The organism is Allobrachymonas sp., from assembly GCF_041912815.1.
GTDB lineage: Bacteria > Pseudomonadota > Gammaproteobacteria > Burkholderiales > Burkholderiaceae_C > Brachymonas.
The window spans coordinates 440651-456502 of sequence record NZ_JAYRLV010000001.1 but is presented as its reverse complement, the minus strand read 5'-3'; the positions used below and the strand labels follow the sequence as shown (position 1 = coordinate 456502).

Annotated in this window: 14 protein-coding genes and 1 tRNA gene; 14 read left to right on the top strand and 1 reads right to left on the bottom strand. The window is 61.9% G+C overall.

What is annotated here, in order from left to right; genetic code table 11:
• Nucleotides 1-21: 21 nt before the first annotated feature.
• Both ACE3P9_RS02120 and pdxA read left to right on the top strand, forming a co-directional pair.
• Nucleotides 22-780, top strand: coding sequence for a Nif3-like dinuclear metal center hexameric protein (locus ACE3P9_RS02120; RefSeq protein ID WP_374491464.1), 759 nt, complete (start codon nt 22-24; stop codon nt 778-780).
• A gap of 80 nt (nt 781-860) precedes the next feature.
• The gene (gene pdxA / locus ACE3P9_RS02115; RefSeq protein ID WP_374491462.1) at nt 861-1988 is read left to right on the top strand and encodes a 4-hydroxythreonine-4-phosphate dehydrogenase PdxA; all 1128 of its coding nucleotides are present in this window, start codon (nt 861-863) and stop codon (nt 1986-1988) included.
• 41 nt (nt 1989-2029) lie between these two features.
• On the opposite strand, the gene mscL is transcribed toward pdxA, so the two are convergent.
• Nucleotides 2030-2461 (bottom strand): large conductance mechanosensitive channel protein MscL, encoded by a 432-nt coding sequence (gene mscL / locus ACE3P9_RS02110; RefSeq protein ID WP_374491460.1) that lies wholly within the window; start codon nt 2459-2461, stop codon nt 2030-2032.
• 163 nt (nt 2462-2624) lie between these two features.
• On the opposite strand from mscL, the gene petA reads away from it, so the two are divergent.
• From petA to ACE3P9_RS02050, 12 genes are all read left to right on the top strand, one after another.
• Nucleotides 2625-3221, top strand: a complete 597-nt coding sequence (gene petA / locus ACE3P9_RS02105; protein WP_374491458.1) for a ubiquinol-cytochrome c reductase iron-sulfur subunit — start codon at nt 2625-2627, stop codon at nt 3219-3221.
• An 11-nt stretch (nt 3222-3232) separates the two neighbouring features.
• Nucleotides 3233-4648, top strand: a complete 1416-nt coding sequence (locus ACE3P9_RS02100) for a cytochrome bc complex cytochrome b subunit (protein ID WP_374491455.1) — start codon at nt 3233-3235, stop codon at nt 4646-4648.
• Nucleotides 4649-4680: 32 nt separating this feature from the next.
• Nucleotides 4681-5448: a cytochrome c1 gene (locus ACE3P9_RS02095; protein WP_374491657.1), complete on the top strand. Its 768-nt coding sequence runs from the start codon at nt 4681-4683 to the stop codon at nt 5446-5448.
• Between the two features lie 130 nt (nt 5449-5578).
• The gene (locus ACE3P9_RS02090) at nt 5579-6190 is read left to right on the top strand and encodes a glutathione S-transferase N-terminal domain-containing protein (RefSeq protein ID WP_374491453.1); all 612 of its coding nucleotides are present in this window, start codon (nt 5579-5581) and stop codon (nt 6188-6190) included.
• 41 nt (nt 6191-6231) lie between these two features.
• Nucleotides 6232-6735, top strand: coding sequence for a ClpXP protease specificity-enhancing factor (locus tag ACE3P9_RS02085; RefSeq protein WP_374491451.1), 504 nt, complete (start codon nt 6232-6234; stop codon nt 6733-6735).
• Between the two features lie 88 nt (nt 6736-6823).
• Nucleotides 6824-6899, top strand: a tRNA-Thr gene (locus ACE3P9_RS02080).
• Between the two features lie 168 nt (nt 6900-7067).
• Entirely contained in the window at nt 7068-7655 is a 588-nt protein-coding gene (locus tag ACE3P9_RS02075; protein WP_374491449.1) for a hypothetical protein, read from the top strand.
• Between the two features lie 90 nt (nt 7656-7745).
• On the top strand, nt 7746-9134 hold the full coding sequence (locus ACE3P9_RS02070; protein WP_374491447.1) for a phosphomannomutase/phosphoglucomutase: 1389 nt from the start codon (nt 7746-7748) through the stop codon (nt 9132-9134).
• 147 nt (nt 9135-9281) lie between these two features.
• The gene (locus tag ACE3P9_RS02065; RefSeq protein WP_374491444.1) at nt 9282-10664 is read left to right on the top strand and encodes a 3-deoxy-D-manno-octulosonic acid transferase; all 1383 of its coding nucleotides are present in this window, start codon (nt 9282-9284) and stop codon (nt 10662-10664) included.
• Between the two features lie 243 nt (nt 10665-10907).
• Nucleotides 10908-13994 carry a formate dehydrogenase-N subunit alpha gene (fdnG, locus tag ACE3P9_RS02060; RefSeq protein WP_374491442.1) on the top strand — a complete coding sequence of 1029 codons (3087 nt, stop codon included), beginning with the start codon at nt 10908-10910 and terminating at the stop codon, nt 13992-13994.
• Between the two features lie 19 nt (nt 13995-14013).
• Nucleotides 14014-14964: a formate dehydrogenase subunit beta gene (fdxH, locus tag ACE3P9_RS02055; protein ID WP_374491440.1), complete on the top strand. Its 951-nt coding sequence runs from the start codon at nt 14014-14016 to the stop codon at nt 14962-14964.
• On the top strand, nt 14961-15599 hold the full coding sequence (locus ACE3P9_RS02050; RefSeq protein WP_374491438.1) for a formate dehydrogenase subunit gamma: 639 nt from the start codon (nt 14961-14963) through the stop codon (nt 15597-15599). Before fdxH ends, ACE3P9_RS02050 begins: the two co-directional genes overlap by 4 nt.
• The last annotated feature ends 253 nt before the right edge of the window (nt 15600-15852 follow it).

Sequence of the window (15852 nt, the reverse complement as noted above, 5' to 3'; positions counted from 1 at the left end):
CTTTTTCAGGAAGGAGAATTCATGCACCGCAATGAACTGCTGCAGACGTTGGACCAGATACTGCAACCAGGCGGCTTCCGCGATTATGGCCCCAATGGACTGCAGGTCGAGGGCAGGGCGCAGATTCGTCGGCTGGTGACAGGAGTCACGGCAAGCCGTGCACTCATCGAGGCGGCCATCGCGGCAGGAGCCGATGCCCTGCTGGTGCACCATGGCCTGTTCTGGCGTGGACAGGATGGTCGCGTCACTGGCTGGATGAAGGAGCGACTCCGGTTGCTCCTGCAGCATGACCTCAATGTGTACGCGTACCACCTTCCCCTGGATGCCCATCCTGAGCTTGGCAACAATGTTCAGCTGGGTCTGCAGCTCGGTCTGCGGGTGGAGGAGCGAACGGGCGAACAGAACCTGCTTTGTCTTGGGGAGCCGGCCGGAGACGTTTTTCCCAGCGCAGCCCTGTTTGCCCAGCACGTGGAGCGCGTGCTGGGCCACCGTGCCCTGCTGGTCGAGCCTTCAGAATCCCACCGTTCCGTACGGCGCGTGGCGTGGTGCACGGGAGGCGGGCAAGGGTATTTCGAGGCAGCCATCGCAGCAGGAGCGGATGTGTATCTGACGGGCGAGATTTCCGAGCCTCAGGTGCACTATGCACGGGAATGTGGGGTGGCGTATATTGCCTGTGGGCACCATGCCACCGAGCGCTACGGCGTGCAGGCACTGGGGCGTGCCGTTGCCGACCTGCACGGGCTTGAGCACCAGTACATCGAAATCGACAATCCGGCATGATCGGTGCGTCACTGCCGTGAAACTTCCCGAACTGTTCCCCTATGCACGGGGACGTCTCGTACCCGTGCTGTCAGAGACTCATGCACTCTTCCTCGCCTTTCATTGCGTCGGCGTTTGCCGAACCTCCCATCGTCATCAGCATGGGGGATCCAGCCGGCATCGGCCCAGAGATCATCGTCAAGGCCTGTGCCGCACGGCCAGAACTTTTCCGGGATGCGGTGGTGGCGGGCGATCGGCGCATCATGGAGCGCGCACTCGATGTCTGCAGGCGTCATGGCCTTCCATCCCAGAACATTCCCCTTCTGGTGCCTGAAAATGAAGCGCCTCGGCAGGGCCTGGCAGGGCAGCCGATCCTGCGAGTGTCGCAGGTGGGAAAGCCGTGCTCCGACTTGCCCGCATGGGGACAGGTGCAGTCCCTGGCAGGCCACATGGCCGCGCAGGCTATTGAGCATGGAGCGCGAGGCGTGCTCCAGAGACGTTACCGTGCCCTGGTCACCGCGCCCATCCACAAGGAGGCGCTGGCCCAGGCCGGATATCCATGGCCGGGGCATACCGAAATGCTGCAGGCGCTGGCCGCGGAACATGCAGGGGTTTCCGTGTCCGACATGCCGGTGCGGATGATGCTGGCCAATCCGGATCTGCGCACCGTCCTCAACAGCATCCATGTCAGCCTGCGCCAGGCGATCGAGGCAGTGACAGCTTCCCAGGTCGAGGAAACCCTGCGCATCACCCATGATTTTCTGGCGCGTACCGTGGCGCGGCAGGCCCATCGCCCTCCGAACATCGCCGTGGCGGGGCTCAACCCCCACGCTGGAGAGGGAGGGCTGTTCGGCACCGAGGAGCAGGAGGCGATCATTCCTGCGGTGGCACGTGCGCAGGCCTTGGGCATGCATGTGCATGGTCCCTATCCACCCGACACCGTCTTCATGCAGGCCCATGCTGCTGCACATGCACCGATTCCGTTCTGTGACGTCGTGATTGCCATGTACCACGACCAGGGACTGATCCCTGTCAAATACCTCGGAGTGGAGCAGGGCGTCAACGTCACGCTCGGCCTCCCGCTTGTGCGCACCAGTCCAGACCATGGCACCGCCTTCGATCTGGCGGGGACTGCCAGGGCCGATGCGCAGAGCCTGTTGGCTGCACTGGACATGGCACGCATGCTGAGTGCCTCGGACTTCTCACCGGCACACGGCGCGGGGAGCTGAAAAGCGCCCGCTTCCTTGTGCGGCAGCGGGCGCAGAGGGCATCACTGGCGATTCAGGCTGTCGCGGATCTCACGCAGCAGAACCACTTCTTCCTTGGGCGCCTCGGGTGCCGGAGCGGCCTCGGGTTCGGCGTGCTTGAGGCGATTGATCTGCTTGACCATCAGAAAGATGATGAAGGCCAGAATGAGGAAGTTCACCAGAATGGTGATGAAGTTGCCGTATGCGAAGACCGGTACCCCTGCTTTCTGCATGGCGTCGAGCGTGTGCGGAGTTCCTGCAGGAACCGTGCCCAGCACGACGTAGAGGTTGGAAAAATCGATCTTGCCGATCACCATGCTGATCACGGGCATGATGATGTCCTTGACGAGGGAGTCGACGATCTTGCCGAAAGCCCCCCCGATGATCACGCCGACCGCGAGGTCAACGGCATTTCCCTTGACGGCGAACTCCTTGAATTCATTGAGCATTCCCATATCGAACCTTTCTGGATGAAAGCAGTGTGAATGGTGGGAGTATGGCATACGGAGGTTGGGCCCTCCTTCCCGGGCTACATTGAATTACAGACTGTCACTGAGCTACAATAACAAGGTTAACCCTGCTGTGAACATGCGTAACAGTACATCTTGAGGATTCCCTATGAGTGATACACCAGTGGACGCCAGTAAACGCACCTGGCTGATTGCATCGGGCTGTGCCGGTGCAGTAGGAGCGGCCGGCGTTGCCGTGCCCCTGATCAGCAGCTTTGAGCCGTCGGAGCTGGCAAAGGCTGCTGGTGCGCCCGTGGAGGCCGACATCTCCGACATCAAGCCCGGCGAAATGAAGACCGTGGAATGGCGCGGCAAGCCCGTGTGGATCCTGCGTCGCACGCCCGAGATGCTGGCATCGCTCAAGAAAGACGAAGCCCAGCTGGTCGATCCCCAGTCCGATCGCACCAACATTCCCACGCCCGAATACGCCAAGAACCAGTGGCGTTCGCGCAATCCCGAATTCATGGTGATGATCGGGATCTGCACGCATCTGGGCTGCTCCCCGAATTCCAAGTTCGCGCCAGGTGCGCAGCCGTCGCTGCCCACCGACTGGCCGGGTGGCTTCCTTTGCCCCTGCCACGGCTCCACGTTCGACCTCGCAGGTCGCGTGTTCAAGAACAAGCCCGCACCGGACAACCTGGAGGTTCCTCCCTACATGTTCCTGTCCGAGACCAAACTGCTCATCGGCGAAGACAAGAAGGCTTGAGGTGACACAACATGGCTGAATTCAAAGAAATTTCTCCCAATGCACCGGCCGGCGCCAAGCTGACGAACTGGTTCGAGAACCGTTTCCCGACCATGTTCTCTGCCTATCGCGTGCACATGTCCGAGTACTATGCGCCGAAGAACTTCAACTTCTGGTACATCTTCGGCTCCCTGGCACTGCTGGTTCTGGTGATCCAGATCGTGACGGGGATCTTCCTCGTCATGCACTACAAGCCCGACGCACGCCTGGCGTTCGCCTCGGTCGAGTACATCATGCGCGACGTGCCCGCAGGCTGGTGGATCCGCTATACCCATTCCACGGGGGCTTCGGCCTTCTTCGTGGTGGTGTATCTCCACATGTTCCGCGGTCTTCTGTACGGCAGCTACCGCAAGCCCCGCGAGCTGGTGTGGCTGTTCGGCTGCGGCATCTTCTTGGCGCTGATGGCCGAAGCCTTCATGGGCTATCTGCTTCCCTGGGGGCAGATGTCCTACTGGGGTGCACAGGTGATCGTGAACCTGTTCTCCGCCATTCCGTTCATTGGTCCGGATCTCTCCCTGCTCATTCGCGGTGACTATGTGGTGAGCGACGCCACGCTGAACCGCTTCTTCAGCTTCCACGTCATTGCCGTTCCGCTGGTGCTGCTGGGCCTGGTGGTGGCTCACTTGCTGGCCCTGCACGATGTGGGTTCCAACAACCCCGACGGGGTCGAGATCAAGCAGGGTCCCAAGGGCAACCGCTGGTCCGCCACTGCGCCTGCAGATGGCATTCCCTTCCATCCCTACTACACCGTCCATGACATCCTGGGCGTGGCCGTGTTCCTGTTCGTGTTCTGCGCGGTGGTGTTCTTCGCTCCCGAAATGGGCGGTTACTTCCTCGAGTACAACAACTTCATCCCGGCTGATCCCATGACCACCCCGCTGCATATTGCGCCGGTCTGGTATTTCACCCCGTTCTATTCCATGCTGCGTGCCATGACGACCCAGATGGTGTATGTGGTGATGGGCATTACCGTGGTGGCAGCCCTGTTTGCGGTCACCAAGTGCAAGCTCTCCGCCATTGCCAAGATGGTGACGGTGGGCGGCGCTGCGGTGCTGTGTGTGCTGTTCCTTGCCATCGACGCCAAGTTCTGGGGTGTGGTGGCCATGGGTGGTGCCGTGATCATCCTCTTCTTCCTGCCGTGGCTCGACAACAGCCCCGTCAAGTCGATCCGCTACCGTCCGGACTGGCACAAGGTGGTCTATGGCGTGTTCGTCGTCGACTTCATCGCGCTGGCCTACCTGGGTGTTCAGCCGCCCTCTCCGGTCTACCAGTTCATCTCCCAGGTCGGTACCCTGATCTACTTTGGTTTCTTCCTGCTCATGCCCTGGTGGAGCCAGCTGGGTGATCCCAAGCCCGTTCCGGCTCGTGTCACCTTCAAGCCCCACTGAGAATGAGCACAGGAGAAAGCATCATGAAACAAATCAAGAATGTGATCGCTGGCCTGCTGTGCGCAGCCGGCATGCTGGGCAGTGTGGCGTATGCCAACGAAGGGGGCGACATCAAGTGGGACAAGGCTCCGGTCGACAGTTCCAACCTGCCCTCGCTGCAGAACGGTGTCAAGCTGTTCGTCAACTACTGCCTGAACTGCCACTCCGCGAACTTCATGCGTTACAACCGTCTGAAGGACATCGGTCTGAGCGACCAGCAGATCAAGGACAACCTGATCTTTACCGACCAGAAGGTGGGTGAGACCATGTCCGTGGCCATGACGCCCAAGCAGGGCAAGGCATGGTTCGGTACCACTCCTCCCGATCTGACCGTGATTGCCCGTTCCCGTGCAGGGGCTGGCCGTACCGGTGCGGATTACCTCTACACCTATCTGCGCAGCTTCTACCGCGATCCCAACAGCCAGACCGGCTGGAACAACACGGTGTTCCACAACGTGGCCATGCCCAACGTGCTGTGGGAACTGCAGGGCGAGCGCAAGCCGGTATTCCACACCGTCAAGGAAGGTTCCGGTCCGGCAACCGAGGTGTTCACCGGCAAGTGGGAACAGGTCAGCCCGGGAACCATGGATCCTGCCGTGTTCGATCAGAACGTCGGTGACCTGGTGAACTACATGCAGTGGATGGCCGAGCCGGCTCAGAAGACCCGCAAGACCATCGGGATTTTCGTGTTGGCTTACCTTGCGATCTTCGGGCTCATCGCCTGGAAGCTCAATCGTGCCTACTGGAAGGACGTGAAGTAAGCACGTGAGGTCAATCCCTCGCAGTCTGCGGGGGACAGGAGAGTGGGCGCACCGGCACTGACGGTGCCCACTCTTTTTTGGTTTATAGGCTGTCATGCCCCATGGCAGCGCAGAAAGGGACTTTCCCATCATGATGGTTCTGTATTCCGGCACTACCTGCCCCTTCTCTCACCGTTGCCGATTCGTGCTGTTCGAGAAGGGCATGGACTTCGAGATCCGCGATGTCGATCTGTACAACAAGCCCGAGGACATCAATGTGATGAACCCCTACGGGCAGGTGCCGATTCTCGTCGAGCGTGATCTGATCCTGTATGAATCGAACATCATCAATGAATACATCGACGAGCGTTTTCCGCATCCCCAGCTCATGCCTGGAGATCCGGTGGACCGCGCGCGCGTGCGTCTGTTTCTGCTGAACTTCGAGAAGGAACTCTTTACGCACGTCTCGGTGCTGGAGGATCGCAGCATCAAGGGCAACGATAAGGCACTCGACAAGGCACGCAACCAGATCCGCGATCGCCTGACGCAGCTGGCGCCTGTGTTCCTCAAGAACAAGTACATGCTGGGAGACAATTTTTCCATGCTGGATGTAGCCATTGCACCGCTGCTGTGGCGCCTCGACTACTATGGCATCGAGCTCAGCAAGAATGCCTCTCCGCTGCTGAAGTATGCGGAGCGGATTTTCTCGCGTCCTGCCTACATCGAAGCGCTCACGCCTTCCGAAAAGGTCATGCGCCGCTGATTTTTCGTGGCTTTCCACTTCCCTGACTGAAGGATCCTCCCATGTCCCAACCTGCCTTGACATCCACGCGTCCCTACATGATTCGGGCATGGCACGAGTGGTGTTCGGACAATGGGCTGACTCCCTATCTGCTCGTGAAGGTGGACCATACGGTCTCGGTCCCCCGTGAGTTCGTGCATGATGGCGAGATCGTGCTCAATGTCGGCATGGATGCGACTGGAGGCTTGAGCCTCGGCAACGAGGAGGTGCGTTTCAAGGCACGCTTCTCTGGCAAGGTGCGCGAAATCATCGTTCCTGTGGAGCGGGTGCAGGCCATCTATGCCCGGGAAACCGGGCAGGGCATGGGTTTCGAGGTGGAGGATGCGCCGGATGACGGTCAGTCCTCCTCTGAGCAGCCCTCGCAGCCATCCACGCTGGAAGTGCATGGGCATGATCCGATGGGGGGTGATGAGCCGCAGGCTGACGCTTCGTCTCCTGCCGCTGGAGAGGGGGGTACGCAATCGACGCCTGCCCGCAAGGTCAGCTCCCTGCGTGTGGTGAAGTGAGCACCTGCATCATTTCTTCGAATGAAGTGCCATCTGGCATCAGGCAGGGTGCAGGACGTTGTCCTTTCTTCCCTATAATGCACGCGTTGCCGGTTTAGCTCAGTTGGTAGAGCACCCGCCTTGTAAGCGGTAGGTCGTCAGTTCGAATCCGACAACCGGCACCAGCGATTGCCTCGATCAAGCCCTGCAGACCTCGGTCTTCGCGGGGCTTTTTCATGTCTGGTTCCGAAGTGTGGGAGTCACTGTCTTGACCAGCGAGGAAATTCCATCTTCCCTGTGAGGCTCTGGTATGTCTATGATGCCTGTCACGGACATTTCAGGATGGAGACACCATGAAGCGTTTTCTGGCTTTGGGAATGATGTGGATGGGGCTGTTGCCGGGGGTGCAGCCGGGATATGCACAACCCATCTATCGTTGCGGAAACTCCTATTCGACCGAGCCGCGGTGTGCAGCGCCCAAGGCGATGGATGCGGCGCCGGTTTCCACCTACAGCAACGAGCCTCCTGCCGGGACCGTGTTTCTGTATCGCTGCAGTGCCTACAGCGGAGGGGGCCTGTTCTGGTCGTTGCGCCGATGTGCCGATCAGGCGGGGCTGACGACCGACATCTTCAGCGTTCCTGCGGCAATGTCCTTCCAGGATCAGGTAGGCTATGCACAGCAGCAGTGGCAGGCGCGACAGCCGGCTCCCGAACCTGTCACCGCGGTTGCAAGAGGATCTTCTGCATCGCAGACAGGCCGGGGCGCGGTGGTGGTGCAGGGAGCACAGGCTTCCTGGCATGACCGGCAATGCCGTGCACTGGACGCGCAGATCCGCAATCTGGACGCCATGGCGCGTCAGGGCGGAGGGCCGCAGAAAATGGATCACATCGCACGCCAGCGCAGGGAGGTGCGTGACCGCATGTTCCGTTTGCACTGCTGAGAAATGGGGAGGGGAATGTGTGCCTGTGGGTGCAGAAACAGGATTTTTGGCTGATTACAATGGAGAAGTTATTCCTTCCGTAATCGAATCATGCAAATACCTGCTTCCATCTTCAAGGCGTATGACATTCGTGGTGTGGTGCCTTCCACACTGGATTCCGACATGGCCCGCGCTCTGGGACGGGCTTTCGGGACCCGGGCCATGGCATTGGGCAGCCGCAGCGTGGCCGTGGGCCGCGATGGACGGCTGAGTGGCCCGATGCTGGTGGAGGCGCTCAAGCAGGGGCTGCAGGAGACGGGTGTCGAGGTGATCGACATCGGCATGGTGACGACTCCCATGCTGTATTTCGCAGCCCATACCGAGTGCGACAGCGGCATTCAGGTGACAGGCAGTCACAATCCCAAGGACCACAACGGCTTCAAGATGGTGCTGCAGGGACGTGCCATTCATGGAGAGGAAATTCAGCAGCTGCGCACCCTCATCGAGGAGGAAAGCTGGAACCTCCAGCCCGGAGGCAGTGTGCGGACGGTGGATGTGTTTCCGGCTTATCGCGACCGCATCGTGAAGACCATCTCGCTGGCGCGTCCCATGAAGATCGTGGTGGATTGCGGCAATGGTGTGGCAGGTGCCTCGGCACCGGAGATTTTCCGTGGGCTGGGCTGCGAGGTGCAGGAGCTCTACAGCGAAGTGGACGGGAATTTCCCCAACCACCATCCCGATCCCAGCAAGCTGGAGAATCTGGAGGATGTCAAGCGGGCGCTGCGCAACTCGGACGCTGAACTGGGGCTGGCCTTCGATGGCGATGGGGATCGTCTGGGCATCGTCACCAAGGACGGACACGTCATCTATCCGGATCGTCAGCTCATGCTGTTTGCACGCGATGTGCTGTCGCGCGTTCCAGGGGGCACCATCGTGTTCGATGTGAAATGCACGCAGCAGCTTGCGCCTGCCATCGAAGCAGCAGGTGGGCGTCCACTCATGTACAAGACAGGGCATTCGCTGGTGAAGGCCAAGATGAAGGAGCTCGATGCCCCGCTGGGTGGCGAAATGAGTGGCCACATCTTCTTCAAGGAGCGTTGGTACGGCTTTGACGATGGCACCTATGCCGGGGCGCGCCTGCTCGAAATCCTGAGCCGTTCTGATGATCCTTCGGCGGTGCTCAATGCGCTGCCCACCAGCTGCTCCACCCCGGAAATCAATGTGTCCTGCGCCGAGGGTGAGCCCCACCGTGTGGCCGCCGAGCTGCTCCCGCTGGCCGAGGAAGCATTTGCAGGGCAGGCGACCATCACGGGAGTGGATGGTGTGCGCGTGGACTGGGAGGATGGTTTTGGGCTGATTCGGGCCTCCAACACCACACCGGTGCTGGTTCTGCGGTTCGAGGGGCAGACGCCCGAAGCACTGGCACGGATCGAAGCAGCCATGATGGCGCTGCTGCGCCGGGTCAAACCCGATGCGCAGCCGGGAGCTGCAGCGCACTGAGCGCGGCAGACGATGCATGTCCCCGCATGATGAGAGCACCGCAGCCACAGCGACGCCAGGGGCGTGCTCCGCATGGGAGCCCCTGCCCCTGACTCTGTCAGGCGGGTGGAGAGCCGAGTCCTTTCCTCGGCTGAGGAGTGAGCAGGCATGCTGATGTCCATCTACCGGGGGCTGACCACACTGGCCACGCCCCTGCTGCTGCGCAAATTGCACAGGCGGGGACGCAGCGAGCCGCTGTACCTGCATGCCATTCCCCAGCGCTTCGGGCGCTACACCGTCGAGGAACAGCAGCTTGCACGGGCGCATGCGGGGCAGTGGGTGTGGATCCACGCCGTGTCGCTGGGCGAGACGCGTGCGGCCGGGCTGCTGCTCGCGGCGATCCGGGCAGCGCAGCCGGACGTGCATGTCCTGCTGACGCACGGCACGGCTACGGGCAGGCAGGAGGGAATGCGTCTGCTGCAGCCGGGCGACATGCAGGTGTGGTTGCCTTGGGATGCTCCGGGGCCGGTGCGGCGCTTTCTGGAGCTGTTTCGGCCTCGGGTGGGATTGCTCATGGAAACCGAGATGTGGCCCGAGCTTCTCGCGCAGAGTCGTCGCCACGGGGTTCCCATGGCACTGGTCAATGCCAGAGTGAACGATCGAACCTTCCGCAGATCCTTGCGCCTGCGCGGACTGGCCTTTGCAGGATATGGGGGCTTGGCGGTGGCCTATGCCCAGACCGCGCAGGATGCCCGGCGTCTGCGTGCGCTGCATGCACCCGAAGTGCAGGTCACAGGCAATCTGAAGTTCGATGTGCGGCCGGACGAGGCACTGTCCGCTGCCGGCCATGCCTGGCGTGAGCAGCTCGAAATGCAAGGGCCGGTATGCATGCTGGCGAGCAGCAGGGAAGGAGAGGAAAAGCTTTTTCTGGATGCGCTTGCAGCCCTGCCGTCGGATGCGCAGCACGGCGTGCACTGGATGCTGGTGCCGCGTCACCCGCAGCGGTTTGATGCGGTGGCGGCCGAGGCACGGGCAGCTGGCTGGGAGGTGCGGCGACGCAGCCAGTGGGGGCAGGTGGTGCATTCTGTGCCCTCGGAGGCGCCCCGGCCGGTGCTGTGGCTGGGGGACAGCATGGGCGAGATGCAGATGTATTACGCCATGGCCGATCTGGTGCTCATGGGGGGCAGTTTTGCGCCGCTGGGAGGACAGAACCTGATCGAGGCCTGTGCCTGTGGCTGCGCCGTGCTGGTGGGGCCCCACACCTTCAATTTTGCGGAGGCCAGCGAACAGGCTGTGGCGGCGGGAGCGGCGCGGCGCTGTGCGGACATGTCCGTCGCGGTGCATGGCGCAATGAAATTGCTGCAGCCGGGCGGATCGGCCCCTCTTGCCCCGGAGCTGCTGGCCATGCGGGAAGCGGCTCGGGTGTTCGGAGCGGAGCATGGCGGGGCGGGTCAGGCTGTGGTGGCAGATATGCTGCACAGGGGATGGCTGGTGTCAGGGGGAGATGCGCCGCGCGGTGCTTCAGGGAATGTTCAGTCGGAATTGGTCTGAAAACCTGACCAATTTACCAGAGAACCTGGATGTGGATATGCATGTTTCGGAGCGCTGCATATCATCGCGCCTGCAACGTCGAGAAAGCGCGTCCGATGTGGCGCGCACTGCATGCAGCCGGGTAGGGAACAGGTCTTGTCCAGACTCACCGGGAAAACCCGGCAGAAAGAAAGACACGTTCGCCTTAGGATGCGGCTGTATGCAGGTTCGGACATCACTCTGACAGACAAGGAGAAAATCCCCATGGACATGGACCGGAGGCAGTTCTTCCGGGTCAGCGCGGCGGGGCTGGTGGGATCGAGTCTGGCGGCTCTGGGCTTTTCGCCCACGGCTGCCATGGCTGAGACCCGCGGCTTCAAGCTGGCCCGTTCGACCGAGACCCGCAATACCTGCACGTACTGTTCCGTGGGGTGCGGGCTCATCATGTACACGCAGGGTGATGGCGCCAGAAATGTGCGCGGCAGCATCATCCACATCGAGGGAGATCCCGATCATCCGGTGAGCAGGGGATCGCTGTGCCCCAAGGGAGCGGGGTTGCTGGACTTTGTGCACAGTCCCAGCCGCCTGGAGTATCCCGCCGTGCGGGAGCCGGGCAGCACCGAATGGAAGCGCATTGGATGGGATGAGGCGCTCGACCGCATTGCCCGCCTGATGAAGGAAGACCGGGATGCGCACTTCCAGGCCACCAACGAAGCAGGGCAGACGGTGAACCGCTGGCTCTCCACGGGGTTCCTGGCAGCCTCTGCTTCCTCGAACGAGGCCGGCTATCTCACCCACAAGGTGATGCGCAGTCTGGGACTGCTGGTATTCGACAACCAGGCACGTGTCTGACACGGCCCGACGGTAGCCAGTCTGGCTCCGACGTTTGGCCGCGGCGCGATGACCAACCACTGGGAGGACATCAAGAACGCCGATATCGTGCTGGTCATGGGAGGCAACGCCGCCGAGGCGCATCCCGTGGGATTCAAGTGGGTGATCGAAGCCAAGCAGCGCAACAAGGCGAAGCTGGTGGTGGTCGATCCGCGCTTTACGCGCTCGGCTGCGATGGCCGATTACTACGCCCCTATCCGGGCGGGCAGCGACATTGCCTTTCTGGGCGGCGTGATCAACTATCTGCTCACGCACGACAGGATCCAGAAGGAATACGTGCGCAACTACACCAACGCCGCGTTCATCGTGGGCGAGGGGTATGGCTTCGAGGACGGTATCTTCTCGGGATACGATGCGGCCACGCGCAAGTACGACAACAGCAGCTGGACCTACGAGAAGGATGGCGAGTACGCCAAGGTCGATCCGACCCTGCAGCATCCGCGTTGCGTGCTCCAGCTCATGAAGCGCCACTATGCGCGCTATACGCCCGAAAAGGTCGAGCAGATCACTGGCACGCCCAAGGACAAGTTCCTGCATGTGTGCGAGACGATCGCCAGCACCAGCACCACCGATCGGGTGATGACCATCCTGTACGCCCTGGGCTGGACACAGCACAGCATGGGCACGCAGATCATCCGCACGGCGGCGATGATGCAGTTGCTTCTGGGCAATATCGGCCTGCTGGGTGGAGGCGTCAATGCCCTGCGTGGGCACAGCAATATCCAGGGTCTGACCGACCTGGGCCTGCTGTCGACGAACCTGCCTGGCTACATGACGATTGCCAAGGAAGCCGAGCAGGATTTGCAGGGCTATCTGGCGGCGCGCGCGCTCAAGCCCCTGCGGCCCAACCAGATGAGTTACTGGCAGAACTATCCCAAGTTCTTCGTGAGTCTGCAGAAGGCGTGGTACGGCGATGCGGCACGGGCCGACAACGACTGGGCTTTCCAGTATCTGCCGAAGTCCAACGAGCTCTACGACGTGCTCAAGGCCTTCGAGATGATGAACCAGGGGCGGCTGACGGGCTACTTCTGTCAGGGCTTCAACCCGGTGGCTTCCTTCCCGAACAAGAAGAAGATCATCGCCGGGCTCTCGAAGCTCAAGTTCCTGGTCACGATGGATCCGCTCAACACCGAAACGGCGGAGTTCTGGAAGAACTACGGCGAGCACAACGACGTCAGGAGCGAGAGCATCCAGACGACCGTCTTCCGGCTGCCGACCACCTGCTTTGCCGAGGAGGAGGGTTCCATCACCAATTCCAGCCGCTGGCTGCAGTGGCACTGGGCCGGAGCACGTCCGCCGGGTGAGGCGCGTCCCGACATCGAGATCATTGCCGAGCTCTTTGTGCGCCTGCGTGCGGCCTACCAGAAGTCGGGAGGGGCTTTCCCTGACCCGATTCTCAATCTGGACTGGAAATACCGGTTGCCGAAGTCACCCAGTCCGTCCGAGCTGGCCATGGAGTACAACGGCAGGGCTTTGACCGATCTGGTGGCGCCAGCCGATCCCAAGCAGCCCGGTGCACAGCCGCAGCTGCTGGCCAAGGCGGGGGAACAGCTCGGGAGCTTTGCGTGGCTGCGCGATGACGGCAGCACGGCAGCGGGGTGCTGGGTCTACACAGGGGCCTGGACCCAGGCCGGCAACCAGATGGCACGCCGCGACAACAGCGATCCCTGGAACAACGGTCAGACGCCGAACTGGGCCTGGGCCTGGCCGGTGAATCGCCGCATCCTGTACAACGCGGCATCCGCTGCGCCCGACGGCAAGCCCTGGGATGCACGGCGCAAGCTGGTGTTCTGGAACGGGACCAAGTGGGCCGGCTCCGATGTGCCGGACTTCAAGGTGGATGCCGATCCGGCAGAGGCCGAACGCATGATGCCGTTCATCATGACGGCCGAGGGTGTGGGGCGGCTCTTCGCGCCGACCGGCCTTGTGGACGGACCACTGCCCGAGCACTACGAACCGTTCGAGACGCCGCTGGAACGCAACCCCATGCACCCTCAAAATGCCCGTGCCAAGTCGAATCCGGCTGCGCGGGTGTTCAAGGGCGACATGGAGGCCTTCGGCAAGCCGTCCGAATTCCCCTACGTGGCCACGAGCTACCGGCTCACCGAGCATTTCCACTACTGGACCAAGCATGCACGCATCAACGCGGTGCTGCAGCCGCAGCAGTTTGTGGAGATTGGCGAGGAGCTGGCTCGCGAAAAGGGCATTGCCCACGGCGACATGGTGAAGGTGTCGAGCAATCGGGGCTACATCAAGGCCGTGGCCGTGGTGACCAAGCGCATTCCGCAACTCTCGTGTGACGGCAGGAAGGTGCATACCGTGGGGCTTCCCAACCATTGGGGCTTCCTCGGACAGACCAAGCCCGGCTATCTGGTCAACACGCTGACGCCCTTCGTGGGGGATGCGAACACCCAGACGCCCGAGTACAAGAGCTTCACCGTCAACATCGAGAAGGCCTGAGCGGCAGGAGAGTTGTGACATGTCATCTTTGCAATCCCTCGACATTGCCAAGCGCTCGGCCACGACCACGCCGACGCCGCAGGTGCGCAATGCCATCCCTGAAGTCGCCAAGCTCATCGACGTCTCCAGCTGCATCGGCTGCAAGGCCTGCCAGTCGGCGTGCATGGAGTGGAACGACCTGCGTCCGCCCGTGGGGGTGAACGTGGGGGTGTACGACAATCCGGCCGATCTGGGGCCGGAGGCCTGGACCGTGATGCGCTTCTCCGAAGTGGAAGTGGAGAAGGGCCGGCTCGAATGGCTGATCCGCAAGGACGGCTGCATGCACTGCGAGGACCCGGGCTGCCTGAAGGCCTGCCCTTCGCCCGGGGCCATCGTGAAGTACAGCAACGGCATCGTGGACTTCATCAGCGAGAACTGCATCGGTTGCGGCTACTGCATCAAGGGATGCCCCTTCGATGTGCCCCGCATCAGCGAGAAGGACCACCGCGCCTACAAGTGTTCGCTGTGCGCAGACCGCGTGACCGTGGGGCTGGAGCCTGCGTGCGTGAAGACCTGTCCGACCGGGGCCATCCGCTTCGGTGCCAAGACCGACATGCTGGCCTTCGGCGAGACGCGTGTGCAGGATCTGAAGGAGCGCGGCTTTGGCCAGGCCGGGGTCTACAACCCCGAAGGCGTGGGCGGCACCCACGTCATGTACGTGCTGCAGCATGCGGATCAGCCAGAGCTGTACAGCGGCCTTCCCAGTGAGCCGCGCATCAGCCCGCTGGTGGCGCTGTGGAAGGGGCTGGCCAAGCCGATTGCCCTGGCCGCGATGATCGGCGCGGCCGTGACGGGATTCTTCCACTATGTCAAGGTAGGCCCCGAGGAGGCCCCCGAGGATGAGGACGATGTGCCCGATCCGATTCGACGCGCCGATGGCGAGCTGGTCCAGGTCATCCCTGCCCATCCCAAGGAAGGAGGCAACGAATGAAACGCTACTTTCTCCGTCACAACGGCCTGACGCGCTTCAACCACTGGATCATGGTGATCCTGTTCGGCATGGCCGGGTTCTCGGGGCTGGCCCTGTTCCATCCCAATCTGTTCCCGCTCACCAACCTGTTCGGTGGGCCGCAGTGGACGCGCATCGTGCATCCGTATTTCGGCATCTGCGTGTTTGTGGCCTTTCTGTTCATGTTCGTCCGTTTCTGGCGCGACAACGTGCCGGTGCGCAGCGATTGGGAATGGGTAAAGCATTCCTCGGACATGCTGGCCGGCAACCAGGCCGCCATGCCTCCCGTGGGCAAGTACAACGCGGGGCAGAAGGGGGTGTTCTGGGGCACATTCGTGTGTCTGCTGCTGCTGTTCGTGACGGGCGTGCTGTTCTGGCAGGCCTGGTTCGCCCATGCGGTTCCGATCCCTGTGCAGCGGCTCGCCGTGCTGGTGCATGCGGTGGCTGCCTTTCTGATCTCCCTGACGGTGGTGATCCACATCTATGCTGCGCTGTGGGTGAAGGGCACTGTCCGTGCCATGACGCAGGGGACGGTGTCGTCGGGGTGGGCCAAGCAGAACCATTACCTCTGGTACCGCAAGGTGGCCAACGACCCGGCCGCACAGGCCGACAAGTGATGCCGATGCACGGAGGGGCGGCGTCTGGCCGGTCTCCTTCGTGCACGGTCTGCGCCGTGCATGCGCCATGCATGGGTGCAGGTGCCGGCAGGATCCGCATGGTTGAAGGCATCCTCCTGCTTCGCGATCGACCGTGGTCGGGCTGGGTGCCTGCATGCCCCCCCCCTGAAAGACCCGAGGCACCGGAGTGGGGCTGAGTGACAGCTGCCCCTGCGGGTGTGCAGAGCGGTCCTTTTCTTTGTGTGTCTTTTTC

Coding starts and splice junctions, on each gene's coding strand:
- ACE3P9_RS02120 (WP_374491464.1), top strand. CDS start 22: ATGCACCGCAATGAACTGCTGCAGACGTTGGACCAGATACTGCAACCA.
- pdxA (WP_374491462.1), top strand. CDS start 861: ATGCACTCTTCCTCGCCTTTCATTGCGTCGGCGTTTGCCGAACCTCCC.
- mscL (WP_374491460.1), bottom strand. CDS start 2,461: ATGGGAATGCTCAATGAATTCAAGGAGTTCGCCGTCAAGGGAAATGCC.
- petA (WP_374491458.1), top strand. CDS start 2,625: ATGAGTGATACACCAGTGGACGCCAGTAAACGCACCTGGCTGATTGCA.
- ACE3P9_RS02100 (WP_374491455.1), top strand. CDS start 3,233: ATGGCTGAATTCAAAGAAATTTCTCCCAATGCACCGGCCGGCGCCAAG.
- ACE3P9_RS02090 (WP_374491453.1), top strand. CDS start 5,579: ATGATGGTTCTGTATTCCGGCACTACCTGCCCCTTCTCTCACCGTTGC.
- ACE3P9_RS02085 (WP_374491451.1), top strand. CDS start 6,232: ATGTCCCAACCTGCCTTGACATCCACGCGTCCCTACATGATTCGGGCA.
- ACE3P9_RS02075 (WP_374491449.1), top strand. CDS start 7,068: ATGAAGCGTTTTCTGGCTTTGGGAATGATGTGGATGGGGCTGTTGCCG.
- ACE3P9_RS02070 (WP_374491447.1), top strand. CDS start 7,746: ATGCAAATACCTGCTTCCATCTTCAAGGCGTATGACATTCGTGGTGTG.
- ACE3P9_RS02065 (WP_374491444.1), top strand. CDS start 9,282: ATGCTGATGTCCATCTACCGGGGGCTGACCACACTGGCCACGCCCCTG.
- fdxH (WP_374491440.1), top strand. CDS start 14,014: ATGTCATCTTTGCAATCCCTCGACATTGCCAAGCGCTCGGCCACGACC.
- ACE3P9_RS02050 (WP_374491438.1), top strand. CDS start 14,961: ATGAAACGCTACTTTCTCCGTCACAACGGCCTGACGCGCTTCAACCAC.